The organism is bacterium, assembly GCA_023150945.1.
Classification (GTDB): Bacteria; Zhuqueibacterota; Zhuqueibacteria; order Zhuqueibacterales; family Zhuqueibacteraceae; genus Coneutiohabitans.
This window is the reverse complement of the sequence record JAKLJX010000006.1, coordinates 185,684-198,162: the sequence shown is the minus strand read 5'-3', so window position 1 is coordinate 198,162 and position 12,479 is coordinate 185,684. Positions and strand designations below refer to the sequence as shown.

The window sequence follows — 12,479 nt, the reverse complement described above, 5'->3', positions numbered from 1 at the left end:
TTGCCTCCGCGCAGGCCGCCAGGAGTTCCGTCCTTCCTTCGATCATTCCGCACAAGATTTATTGCCAATTATCTTGGCGGCAACTTTTTGCCAGGGCTTTTGCTCACCTTCTGCGGCTTTCCCGAACTGCGGCGGTGAACGCGCGCTGCAGGCACGTGACTGTAGGCGGCGCGGGCTGTGGCGGCGAGCTGCCGGAGCGCGGGGCCGAGCGGCGAGCGGCTGCGCCACACGAGCGCGATGGTCCGCTTTGGTGCCGGCTGCGCAAAAGGCCGGATCGCAAGCTCGGCACGCCTGGCCTCGGTCGCCACCGCGATTTCGGGCAGCAGCGTTATGCCCGCGCCACCGGCCACCATCTGCGCCAGCGTCGAGAGGCTGGTTGCCCGAAACTCAAGCTCGTGCGCTTTTGCATTCGAGCAGAAGGCAAGCGCCTGCTCCCGGAAACAGTGGCCATCATCGAGCAGGAGCACGTTGGCGCCCTTCAACTCCGTCGCCTTTGCAGGCGAGGACTTTGCCCCGAGCGGATGGCCCGCCGGTGTGGCGAGCACAAACGGATCTGATCCGATGATCTCGTGCTCAACATTGCCAATGTGGGCTTCGAGCGCGAGGAGAGCAGCGTCGAGCGTGCCGCCTTTCAGGTTCTGCATCAGGGAGTCGGTCTTGTCTTCCGCCCAGAGCACGGTGAGGCGCGGGTAGGCTTCACGCAGCGCGGCAGTCAACCGCGGCAGCAGGTACGGCGAGAGGGTCGAAATCACGCCGATGCGCAGCGTACCGGAGAGCGGATCGGCGGAGCGGTGCGCGGACTCCAACAAGTCGACGGTCTCGCGTAGAATGAGGCGGGCACGCTCGATGATCTTGCGGCCGGCAGCCGTGACCAGCACCCGCCGCCGGTCGCGCTCGAAGAGGCGCACACCCAGCGCCTCTTCCATCTGCGCGAGCTGCGCGCTCAGGGACGGCTGTGAGACGTGACAGCTTTCCGCTGCTTTGCGGAAGCTGAGCGAGTCGGCGACAGCCACGGCGTATTGCAGTTGCCGCAACGTGAAAGGAGGCGGCCCGAGGTTCATAGGCATAACCTATCACATTCATTCAAACTGTGTCTTGGACATATCAAGCCGGCATCAGTAACTTTAATTTCTGATCAACGCGAGCAGCCGTCGCGATAAGCAGGTAAATGCCGATCAATTACGCGAGGTGAATTCATGTCAACAGAATCAAAATGCCCCGTCCACCACACCGCCGCTGCCGGCGAGGTCAAGACCATCCGCGAGTGGTGGCCCAATCAACTCAATCTTAAAATCCTGCGCCAAAATTCTTCGCTCTCCGATCCCATGGGCGAAGACTTCGACTACGCCACGGAGTTCCAGAGCCTGGATTTGGCGGCGGTGAAGAAGGATTTGGCGGCGCTGATGACCGACTCACAGGACTGGTGGCCGGCGGATTTCGGCCATTACGGCGGGCTTTTTATCCGCATGGCCTGGCACAGCGCAGGAACTTATCGCATCGCCGACGGCCGCGGCGGCGCTGGTGCCGGCCAGCAACGCTTCGCGCCGCTCAACAGTTGGCCTGATAACACCAACCTCGACAAGGCGCGCCGGCTGCTGTGGCCGATCAAGCAAAAGTACGGCCGCAAGATTTCCTGGGCCGATCTCATGATCCTCGCCGGCAATGTCGCGCTCGAGTCCATGGGCTTCAAGACGTTCGGCTTCGCCGGCGGCCGGGCAGACGCATGGGAACCGGATGAATCCGTCTATTGGGGTGCAGAAGGCAAGTGGCTCGAAGACAAACGCTACTCTGGCGACCGCGAGTTGGCGAATCCTCTTGCTGCCGTGCAGATGGGTCTGATCTACGTGAACCCCGAAGGCCCGAACGGCAATCCCGATCCCCTCGCTGCAGCGCGCGACATCCGCGAGACTTTCCGGCGCATGGCAATGAACGATGAAGAAACCGTGGCGCTGATCGCCGGCGGCCATTCCTTCGGCAAGGCTCACGGCGCCGGATCGGCGAGCCTTGTCGGTCCCGAGCCGGAGGCCGCACCCATCGAAGCGCAGGGGCTGGGCTGGCTGAGCAGCCATGGCACCGGCAAGGGCGCTGACACCATCACCGGCGGCCCAGAAGTCACTTGGACCACGACACCGACGAAATGGAGCAACAACTTTTTCGAGAACCTGTTCGCCTACGAGTGGGAGCTGACCAAAAGTCCGGCTGGTGCATGGCAGTGGGTTGCCAAGGGCGCGCCCGCAGTGATTCCTGATGCGCATGCCCCGAACAAGAAGCATCCGCCCACCATGCTGACCACCGACCTGTCGCTGCGTTTCGATCCGATCTACGAAAAAATATCGCGGCGCTTCCACGAACATCCGGAGGAGTTCGCCGATGCTTTCGCCCGCGCCTGGTTCAAGCTCACGCATCGCGACCTGGGTCCGCGCGCCCGCTATCTTGGCCCCGAGGTGCCGGCGGAAGAACTGATCTGGCAAGACCCGATCCCGGCGGTCGATCACAAGCTGGTCACCACCCGGGACGTCACGGCGCTCAAGGCCAAGGTGCTGGCCTCCGGCTTGTCGGTCTCGGAACTTGTTTACACCGCCTGGTCGTCGGCTTCCACCTTCCGCGGCTCGGACAAGCGCGGCGGCGCCAACGGCGGACGGATTCGCCTGGCACCGCAAAAGGATTGGGAAGTCAATCAGCCCGAGCAGCTTGCGAAAGTGCTGAACACGCTGGCAGGCATCCAGAGCGAATTCAACCGCGGCCAGAAGTCCGGCAAGAAGATCTCGCTGGCTGATCTGATCGTGTTGGCCGGCTGCGCGGCGGTAGAGCAAGCGGCGAAGAATGCGGGCTACCATGTGACGGTGCCGTTCACGCCGGGCCGGATGGATGCTTCGCAAGAGCAGACTGAGGCCGAATCCTTCGCCGTGCTCGAGCCTTTCGCCGATGGTTTTCGCAACTATCAGAAGGCGAAGTCCAGCGTGCCCGCCGAGGCGCTGCTGATCGACAAAGCGCAATTGCTGACGTTTACGGCGCCGGAGATGACGGTGCTCATCGGCGGCATGCGCATGCTCGACGCCAACTTCGGCGGCAGCCGCCACGGCGTGCTCACGCAGCGGCCGGGTGCGCTCACCAACGACTTTTTCGTCAACCTGCTCGACATGGGTACGGAGTGGAAGGCCGTTGGTGCAGACCAGGAGGTGTTCGAAGGCCGCGACCGCAAAACCGGCGCGCCCAAATGGACCGCCACCCGCGTCGATCTCGTCTTTGGTTCCAACTCCGAGCTGCGCGCCCTGGCGGAAGTTTATGCCAGCACGGACGCCCAGGAAAAGTTCGTCCACGACTTTGTCGCGGTGTGGGACAAGGTGATGAACCTGGATCGCTTCGAGATGGCGTGATTTCATGGTTTCCGCGCTGCGCCGCTCGCTCTGGCCGCAGTAATCTTTCGGCCGGAGCGAGGCCGCGCGGATTCCGCACCTCATCCACTGGCGGCCGGATGACTGCAGTGACATTGTGCTCCCCAACGCATGCCTCCGCCACCGCGGGCACGCATCATGGAACGTCCAGGAGCATGCTGGGCTGAGTAGCACTCCGCGGTCGCGAGTGGATTGGGTTCCTTGCGTTCAGTTACCTCCTCCCGTACAGTATTTCCAATACTCCCCCACCCATCTGGTCGAACATATCCGGTGCGATGATTTCGAAGAAACCCAACGCCGTCGCGCCCACTCCCACCATTCCCAGAATCAGCGCCGGCAACCGGCGGGAAGCCAGCAGGCTCAAAATCACCATCCAACGCGGACCTTCCCGGTCTTCCAGCGAACCGGCGAATGAAATCACGGCTTGCATCAGACAAAGCGCCCCGAACAGGATCAATAGCGGCCCGGGGCGGCGTGCAAAGTACAGCAGGAGTTCACGCCCGTTGTTCAAATGGATCAGGACGGTCAGGCTGATGAGAAAGAGCCCGAGCAGGTTGAACAGAATGCCCTGCAGGATTGCTGCTGCGCCGGAGTAGGTTTGCTGCGTTCCTCGAAATCGGCTGCCCAGGACGATTTTGCGGGTGAGGATAGCTTCCCAGCCGATTGCCACGGAGGCCAAGGCAAAACAGGCGATACCGGCAGACGTCGCCATCGGCAGGGACAATCTGCTTCCACCCAAGGCCAGCAACACACCGAGCAAGCCCAAAACGATCTGGATGGTTGCCCACATTTTCAAACCCGAGATTTCAAAACGAAAGGCAAGGACAAAACCACAGAGTAAGGTCTGTCGGAAACTGGCCGCACGGCAGCGAGCGGGAGCGTGCCTTGAGTTTTGCCGAAGGGGTCAGGAACGTCGCCTGCCTGTTAGGGTGCTGCCTCGAAGGCTGAGTCTGGGTCCAGTTCATTGGGATTCGCAGTTCACTCCGTGGGATGTCCCTTCAAACAAGGTCGTATATCGTATATCCGGTGGTGTGGGACGCTGGGAGAGAATCCTGACCTGAACCGGTTGGCCGCGGCAGTTGACTTGGTCAAGAACGAAATGTTGGTCTTACAATATGATTTTGTGTGCGGCTGAATTTCAGACAACTACGTGCTGAGGACGGCGGGCAGGAACACCGGAAAGCATACCCTTGGCGCTAATGTCCTCATCAATATCAGGCCAGTGGACGCCTTGACCGTCACCAATAAGTTCCCAGTTGTTCCGTTGCTCCGCCGTTGCATCGGATAGACGCCATGACCATGCCAAAGGCACACTGATTACACGGCCATCAACGAGATACGCCGTAACCGTATCCTCGGTCACTTCAACATGCTTGATGCGGGGTTCGATATTGTCAACCACAGTGTTCATACCAGGCCTTGATGATTCTGTCAATGTTGGATTGCACCATTCGACGAATACGATTCAGTTCATTTGGCGAAAAGCCATGATTCTCGCTGAGCGCGATGGGTTCAAGCCAGAACTTGCACGTCATTCCTTCCCGCCGTGCATGGACATGCATTGGTTCGTTGCAATCGAAACTGTAAAAAAAGAACCGATACGGGCCGGAAACATTTCGAACAGTTGACATCCGAGGTATTAACGCTTGAAAGTTTGTACGCCCAGCATGGGTATGAACTCAGGGGTGCCAGTCCCCTGGCGCTGACCACTTGCCCGCCTTACGGAGCAGCAACGGCTTGCGAAGGGCAAGGGCAAAGCCGCCGCTAATGCCGCGGCCGCTGGGCGGAGGCTTCGTCAAGCTCAGCCGTGCCACTCACGTCAAGGCGGCAACCACTCTTGGGCGGGCTGCGGCGCATCAGAGCGAAGCGGCCATGCCATGTTCTGAGCGGCACCGAAGGGCAGCGCCGCTAAAACAGCTTGATCTTCTTCGCGATGCGTTTCAGGCTGCGGCCGAACTTCTTGGGGTGAATCTCGATGTGGCGCTCGGCGCCTTCGCCCACCGACGAGGTTTCGATGCTGCCGAATTCCTTGAGCACGTTGTGCACGATGAAGCGCTCGTAACTGCTCATCGGCGGCAGCGCGACGTCCTCCCCGCTCTCCAGGGCCTCCTGCGCCTTGCCTTCCACGAATTTCTTGAGATTGGCCACCGGGAAAATCCACAGCACGTGATCATCGCCGTCGCGGTAGGTCTTGGTTTCGTAGAGCGTCTTGTTGCGTTCGAAATGGCGGTGCACTTGCTTGCGCTCGAAGGGATTGAGTTGCGGGAGTTGCACCGGCCCGTGCGAGCCGCTGAGTTTTTCTTCGACCTCGTGAATCAGTTGCGTGATTTTGGGATCGGGCGGTTCTTCCTGGCGGTCACGAAAACGCCCGCCGCCAAAGCCTTTGCCGCCGCGCCGGGGGCCACCGCGCGGCCGTCCTTCTTTGAATTCCCGCCGGCCGCCGGCAGGTCTGCGACGCTCGGTTGGTTCGGAATGACCGGCTGCCGTCGAACTGCCTTCCGGGTTGACCGCCGGTGCTTCATGATCATGTTGTTCGGTCATGGTTCTCCTCGTACCGATAGATGTTAACTGTCCCGGCGGGCGGCATTGGCAGCCTCCGCCGCGGACATGAGTCGGCTCGCCAACAGCGCCGGTGTCCCGCCAAAATCGCCGTTGCTCATGAAGAGCACGACGTCACCGGTTTGCAGTTGGCGCGCGATGAAATTAGCCATTTCACTCCCCGCCGGCACGAGGTCAACCGGTATGCCCTGGGCACGGATGCCCTCGATTACCGCCGGTAGGGAGAGCCGTTCCGCCTCCGGCACCTTGTCAACGCGGTGCATGGGGGCAAACACGACGTGATCAGCCGCGGCAAATGCCGCAATGAAATCTCGCTCGAAAACTTTGCGCTTGGTGGTGGCGGTGCGCGGCTCGAACACCGCCCACAGCCGGCGCTCTGGGAACCGCTGCCGCAAACCCGCCAGCGTGGCCTTCACGGCGGTGGGGTGATGGGCGAAATCGTCGAACACGAGATGCTGGCCGTCATCCAACCGCAATTGCAGCCGCCGCTGCACGCCGCGGAAGGAAGCGAGCGCCGCCAAGCGTTGCTCCAGCGACAGGCCCAACACGTCGCCGGCGGCGAGCACGGCCAGCGCGTTTTTGACGTTATGTTCGCCGGCCAACGGCAGATAGGCGCGCGTGAGCGTGGCACCGGCGCGCACGACGGAGAACTCCACACCTTGCTCGCGGGTGCGAATATCCACCGCCCGCCAGTCGGCGGGTTCGGTGGTGCCAAAGGAGATGACTTTGCAGAAGGCGCGCTTGACCAACGTGCGCACGATCGCGTCATCCTGATTGGCAATCAGAAAACCGTTGGCGGGGATGATATTGATCAGGCGTTGAAAGGCGAGCTGGATTTCGTCGAGGTTGCGGTAGATGTCGGCGTGGTCGAATTCGACGTTGTTGAGTATGACGAGATTGGGCAAATAGTGCAGGAACTTCGCGCGCTTGTCGAAAAAGGCGGTGTCATACTCATCGCCTTCCAGCACGAAATGCCGGCCGCTGCCCAGGCGGTAGCCCTGCCCGAAATTTTCCGGAATGCCGCCGATGAAGAAGCTGGGCGCCCAGCCAGCGTGATGCAGGCTCCACGCCAACAGGCTGCTGGTCGTGGTTTTGCCGTGCGTGCCGGCCACTACGCAGGAGTATTTGCCGCGGACGAAATATTCCCGCAGCAATTCCGGCAGCGAAACGTAGCGAAGCTGTTCATTGAGCACATGTTCGACTTCGGGATTGCCCCGCGACATGGCATTGCCCACCACCACGAGATCCGGCGGCGGCTGGAGATTTTTCGCGGCAAATGGCGATACCACCGGAATGCCCTTCGCTTCCAGAAACGTGCTCATCGGCGGATAGATATTCTCATCCGAACCGGAGACTTCATAGCCGCGTTCTTTCAGCATACCCGCCAACGCGGCCATTCCTGTGCCGCAAATCGCAATCAAGTGAATCCTTTGAGACATCGTCGTCCTTATGCGAATTGAAGAAGCAATTGCAGTATAGAATTCTGAACAATCATGACACGGAGCCGTGTGCCGAGAGAGGAGAGATTTCTGAGAAATCAAGCCATTCTCAATTCGGCCGTATGCGCACCTCGGGAATCTGGCGTTCGGTGCGGCGCTGCTGCGGCAGGCGCAAGTGTTTATCGATGATGCCCGCCGGCGTGATCACGAGATCCGCCACTTGGCCGGCCTCCCCGATCTTGCCCAAGTCCTTGCCCTCGAGGAGAAACGTGGCGGCGCCGGCATTGCCCATGCGAATGCGGAATTTCCGCTTCGCCGTCCAGCTTTGCGGCAAGCCAGGCGGATAAATGGAATCCGTGGTCAATGAATCATCGATCGTCACTTGCAGCCAAACCCGTTCCTTGATTCTTGCCTGCAAGGTGACCTGGGCGGGTTTGGGCACAGCCGTGGAATCCGGTTGGGCCTGGCGGGCAGCATCGGCCGCCATCTGCGCCAGCGAGATTTCCTGCACCGGTCCGTCGCTCACTTGCGGCTGTGGTTGTTCGGCGGCCGGCAAGTCCCGGACTTGCGGTTCATGCGGCCTTTGCGCCACCACGTAGAGCAGCAGCGCCATCAGCGCCAGTACGCCGAGGCCAATCACCACTTCTTTGAGATAAGGAAAACCCGGACGCGGGATTTCAAGCTTGGGCTCCTCCGCCTCGCTCGGTGCCGAGGCAGGGGCGGCCAGCGCCCGTCCGGTTTGCGGCTCCGCCTCTGGCAGGGCCGGTGGCGGAGGCTGCAGTGCCAGCGCCAGGGCATTGCCATCCAGCCCCACTTCCTTGGCGAATGTCTTCAAAAAGCCAACCACAATCGGTTTGGGCAGAAAATCGAAGCGGCCCTCTTCCATGCTCTTCAAATAAGCAAGATTGATGCGCGTGCGGTTGGCGAGGTCTGTGAGTTGAAGTCCCTTGCTGGTGCGCGCTGTCTTGAGTTTCTCACCAATTTCGATCATGCCTTCACCTGCGCTAAGCTCTCACAAAACTCCTGCAAGGTTTGGTAGAAACGCGTGAGCGGAAAGCCCACGACGTTGTAGAAGCAGCCGGAGATGCGCTCGACAAAGACCGCGCTGAAATCCTGGATGCCGTAGGCCCCCGCCTTGTCCATGGGTTCGCCGCTCGCCACGTAAGCAGCGATCTCCTCGCGCTGCAGCGCGCGAAACGTGACCTCGGTTCGTTCGATGCCCTGCGCCAACCGGCCGGTGGGTTGGTCAACGATGGCGAAGCCGGTGTAAACCTGATGCGTGTGGCCGGCGAGGCGGGCGAGCATGGCGCAGGCCTCCTCCGGCGTTGCGGGCTTGCCCAGCACGGCGTTGTCGAGCACGACCGTGGTATCGGCGCCGATCACGAGCGCGGCGTCATAGTGCTTGGCCACCGCCAGCGCCTTGCGCCGCGCCAGTTCCGCGACCATCTCCGCCGGCGGCAGATGATAGACGCCGTCTTCCTCATCGACGTGACTGGGATGAACCTCGAATTGCAGGCCGATCTTGCGCAGCAGCTCGGCCCGGCGCGGCGAAGAAGAAGCGAGAATGATCGGCTTGTTGGGCATGGCCAGCGGGAAATTCATGCAGCGGTACTTTTGTCGGTTTGTGGTTTGGACTCGAGCAGGAACGTCACCGGACCGTCGTTGTGGATTTCGACCAGCATCATGGCGCCAAACACGCCCTCGGCCACGGTGAAGCCGTGCTGCTGCAACTGCCGGATGAAAGCGCGATAGAGCGGTTCGGCCTGCTCCGGACGCGCCGCCTCCTCGAAGCCCGGCCGCCGTCCTTTGCGCGTGTCGCCATAGAGCGTGAATTGCGACACCACCAGGATGCCGCCGCCCACTTCGAGCAGGGAGTGATTGAAATGGCTGTTCGAGTCTGCGAAAATGCGCAGGTTCACGCATTTGTTGGCGAGCGCGATCGCCTCCGCGCTGGTATCGTGCCTGGCGACGCCCAGGAGAATCACCAAACCCTGCTCAATCGCGCCGACGATTTGGCCATCGACTTTGACCGAACCTTTTTGCACGCGTTGGAGAAGTGCTCGCATGGCTGTCTGATCATCAACTCGAGACGCAAGATCTGTTTAGTGTCCGTCCCAAATTGCCAAGATTTCGAAAACGTTCCTGTAACAGCTTGGCCGTTGCTCTTCAAAACTCTCAGAGTTTTCACGCCCTCCGAAGTCTTAGAAACCTCGGCTCAGCCGAGGTTGGAACGTTTTCGGACGGACACTATGAGAAGTGATTCTCGGTGACATTCAGGAGGAATCCTGTGAAGGGCTCGGCGCCACGCTCGAGGCTTCACTGGAGGTTGTGAAAGTTGGGGCACAGTACCGAGTATTTCACAAGATTCGTCCGAATGACAGAATGAGAGGCCACTTCAACCAATCAAGTCAACAGCTCCCTAGTTCCCCGCATAGATCGCCAGCAGCCCCACCAGCATATCGGCTTTGAGCACGCGGCTCGCCAGCCGCATGCGAGTGACGCTCGGATTTTTCCAGAGCTGCCAGAGGGTGAAGCCGATGGCGGGATAGACGCCGGCCAGAATAATCCACAAATAGGGCTGACGATACATGCCGGTCAAGTGGGGAAGCCAAACGACTCCCGCCAGGAGGATGAACGCTGACGAGGCGATGAGTTGCGCCGGCCGCAGGCCAAAAGCCAGGGGCAGGGTTCGGGCGCCGGCCGCATGATCTCCCGCTTGGTCTTCAATGTCCTTGATGACTTCCCGGCCGAAGTGGAAGAGGAAGGAAAGCACGGCAGGAAAAACTCCTGGCCGCCAAGTGCCGAACGGGAGGTTTGCGTGCTCTAACGCCACTGCCCCCTCCCCGGCGGCAAGCGCGCCAAAGATGAATGACAACGCAGTAGCCAGACTGACCGCCAGATTTCCGATCACGGGCTGGCGCTTGAACCAGCGGCTGTACGCGATGAGCAGCAGACTGGTCGCGAACGCAATCACAGCGCCGAAAAGGCTGGCAAATATACTAAAAATTACGCCGCAAGCAAACAGAAATATCGCGTAGCGCTTGGCCTGGGCTGATGACATGCGGCCCGCCGGCAGGATGCGGCCGGGCTTGTTGATGCGGTCAATGGCGAGATCATAAACGTCGTTGATGACGTTGGCGCCGGCTGTGATCAGCATGCCGGCGAGGATGGCACACACGACATTGGTGCTGAAAACGAAGGGCCGCACCAGCCCCGCCGCCAGCAAAATCGACAGTCCGGCGATTGCCACATTGGCCGGGCGGGTGATCAGAATCGCAGCGGCGAGATCAGCCATTTTTCTTCCTTCTCAAAAACTGTTGACCAGGCTCACGTGCACTTTGCCGTTGAGCAAATCATCCCCCTCTCCCAGGCCATAGTCGAGGCCCACGATGCCGAGCGGTGTGTCAACCCGCGCGCCGAGTCCGTACGAGCGCTTGAATGCTTCGCTGGTGGCCAGCGCCGGCGCCGCGCCCGCCACCGGTTCCTCGCGGAAGTAGTAGCCCACATCCAAAAACACGAACGCGCGGGATTGGCGCGAGAGCAAGTAGCGATATTCCAGATTGCTCCACGCCACCCGGCTGCCGCGAAATTGCTCCTCACGATAACCGCGCAGCGTGGTGGCGCCGCCAAATCGAATCTGATCGGTAATCGCGAGATACGGCTCGCCTGAAGTGACTTCGCGGCCGCGCAAAGCCAGGCTCAGCACCTGCGACCAGCGCACCGGCAGCAGCCACTCGAAATCGATGGTGAGTTTTTTGCGGGAAAACGATCGGCGGCCTGCGCTGACGGCCACGCGCTTGCGGCCGGTTTCGAGGGAAGTCGCGTAGTAGACGCCGCTGCGGGGATTGATCAAGTCATCGCGCGAATCATAGCGCAGGCCGGCCACGACGCTGGCGACGCGGCTCTCCGGCAGGCCGAGCTGCACCGCTGCCAGCGAGTCCGGCGAAACCGTTGCGCGCACAAGCTGGCCGATGAGCGTGAGGCGGCCGCCTGCGGGAATCTCCGCCGTCATCTCCCAGCGCCGCTCGACGTAGAGCGTGTCTTGAATCAACTGCTGAAAGCCGCCGGCAAGATGCAGCGGCCAGCCCGCCACCCACGGCTCGCGATAGCGCAGCCCGAGTTCCTGCGTCTCGCGGCTGCGTTTTTCCCAGCGTGCGTTGACCAGCCGGCCGGTGCCCAGCAGGTTGCCGAATTTCAAATCGATCAAACCGGTGAGGAAGCCCTTTTCGCCGCCGCTGCCGGGATTGTAGCCGGCCACGCCATTCAGAAAATTGCTGTTGCCTTCGGTCACGGTGAGATCGAGCAGATAGCGGCCGGCGCTGGTACGGCGCAATTGCGGCGGCGCCACCGCCTTGAGGAAACCCAACCGCAGCAGCCGGCCGGGAATGCTCTCGACTTTCTCCAGGTTGAATTCATCCCCGGGCTGAATCGGCAGCTCGCGCAGCAGCACGTTGGGCCGCGTGACTTTGTTGCCGTGCACGGCGATCGAATCGAGGCGCACCGCCGGACCGGGATCGAGCTTGAAATGCAGCAGCGCCTGGCGTTCGGCAGCCTGGTGAGACGGAGCAACGGTGACGGAGTCGAGCTGCAGAGACGCCAGCGGCCGGCCGGCGCGCGCCAGACCGGTGAGAATATTTTGCAGGCGCTCGCGCCATTCGGTTTCATCACGCCGGCCGCGCAATTCGCGCAGCCATTCCGGCTCGCGGCGCAGGCTGTCGCCGGCATGCAGTTGCGCCGCCAGCTCGAAGCGCGGGCCGGAGCTGAGATACAGATGAAGGCCTGCCGTCTTGGCGCCCGGCGCGCGGCGCGCGATGATGCTGTCGATGCCGGCGAAATAGAACTGTTGCTGCCGAAGCTGTTCCAGTACTTGCCGCTGCACTTCCGCAAGGCCGGCCGGTGTTTGCGCCACGGACTTGCCGAGGCCGGCTTGGTGAAGTGGGATGACCTTGCCATCGCGCACAATGATCAAGTCGGCCGCGGCGCTGTCGGGTTTGGTTTGCGAGAGGCACATGCCAGGCAGGAAAGAAACAAGCAGCAAGAGAGCGGCAGTTGCAGTTCGTCTCTGTCGAGAAACGGGGAGACCGCC

12 protein-coding genes are annotated in these 12,479 nt (G+C 61.2%); 1 reads left to right on the top strand and 11 read right to left on the bottom strand.

Features of this window, described 5'->3' with window-relative positions; all coding sequences use genetic code 11:
• Positions 1–68: 68 nt before the first annotated feature.
• Complete coding sequence (locus tag L6R21_10365) at positions 69–1,061, bottom strand: LysR substrate-binding domain-containing protein (GenBank protein MCK6559590.1); 993 nt, start codon at positions 1,059–1,061, stop codon at positions 69–71.
• Between the two features lie 135 nt (positions 1,062–1,196).
• Between L6R21_10365 and katG the strand changes: the two genes are divergently transcribed.
• Positions 1,197–3,377, top strand: a complete 2,181-nt coding sequence (gene katG / locus L6R21_10360) for a catalase/peroxidase HPI (protein ID MCK6559589.1) — start codon at positions 1,197–1,199, stop codon at positions 3,375–3,377.
• A 229-nt stretch (positions 3,378–3,606) separates the two neighbouring features.
• Here katG and L6R21_10355 read toward each other — a convergent pair whose 3' ends face one another.
• The 10 genes from L6R21_10355 to L6R21_10310 form a co-directional block, all read right to left on the bottom strand.
• A complete protein-coding gene (locus tag L6R21_10355) occupies positions 3,607–4,185 on the bottom strand; it encodes a hypothetical protein (protein MCK6559588.1) in 579 nt (192 codons plus the stop codon).
• A gap of 348 nt (positions 4,186–4,533) precedes the next feature.
• Positions 4,534–4,806, bottom strand: coding sequence for a DUF2442 domain-containing protein (locus L6R21_10350; GenBank protein MCK6559587.1), 273 nt, complete (start codon positions 4,804–4,806; stop codon positions 4,534–4,536).
• Complete coding sequence (locus L6R21_10345) at positions 4,790–4,957, bottom strand: DUF4160 domain-containing protein (GenBank protein MCK6559586.1); 168 nt, start codon at positions 4,955–4,957, stop codon at positions 4,790–4,792. Before L6R21_10345 ends, L6R21_10350 begins: the two co-directional genes overlap by 17 nt.
• Before the next feature lie 346 nt (positions 4,958–5,303).
• Positions 5,304–5,936, bottom strand: coding sequence for a hypothetical protein (locus tag L6R21_10340; GenBank protein ID MCK6559585.1), 633 nt, complete (start codon positions 5,934–5,936; stop codon positions 5,304–5,306).
• A 23-nt stretch (positions 5,937–5,959) separates the two neighbouring features.
• The gene (gene mpl, locus L6R21_10335; protein ID MCK6559584.1) at positions 5,960–7,333 is read right to left on the bottom strand and encodes a UDP-N-acetylmuramate:L-alanyl-gamma-D-glutamyl-meso-diaminopimelate ligase; all 1,374 of its coding nucleotides are present in this window, start codon (positions 7,331–7,333) and stop codon (positions 5,960–5,962) included.
• Positions 7,334–7,502: 169 nt separating this feature from the next.
• A complete protein-coding gene (locus L6R21_10330) occupies positions 7,503–8,384 on the bottom strand; it encodes a DUF4115 domain-containing protein (protein ID MCK6559583.1) in 882 nt (293 codons plus the stop codon).
• Positions 8,381–8,995, bottom strand: a complete 615-nt coding sequence (locus L6R21_10325) for a Maf family protein (GenBank protein MCK6559582.1) — start codon at positions 8,993–8,995, stop codon at positions 8,381–8,383. Before L6R21_10325 ends, L6R21_10330 begins: the two co-directional genes overlap by 4 nt.
• Positions 8,992–9,459: a D-aminoacyl-tRNA deacylase gene (dtd, locus tag L6R21_10320; protein MCK6559581.1), complete on the bottom strand. Its 468-nt coding sequence runs from the start codon at positions 9,457–9,459 to the stop codon at positions 8,992–8,994. The genes L6R21_10325 and dtd overlap by 4 nt, the downstream gene beginning before the upstream one ends.
• Positions 9,460–9,812: 353 nt before the next feature.
• Positions 9,813–10,688 (bottom strand): geranylgeranylglycerol-phosphate geranylgeranyltransferase, encoded by an 876-nt coding sequence (locus tag L6R21_10315; GenBank protein MCK6559580.1) that lies wholly within the window; start codon positions 10,686–10,688, stop codon positions 9,813–9,815.
• A gap of 12 nt (positions 10,689–10,700) precedes the next feature.
• The gene (locus L6R21_10310) at positions 10,701–12,404 is read right to left on the bottom strand and encodes a BamA/TamA family outer membrane protein (protein MCK6559579.1); all 1,704 of its coding nucleotides are present in this window, start codon (positions 12,402–12,404) and stop codon (positions 10,701–10,703) included.
• Positions 12,405–12,479: the final 75 nt, after the last annotated feature.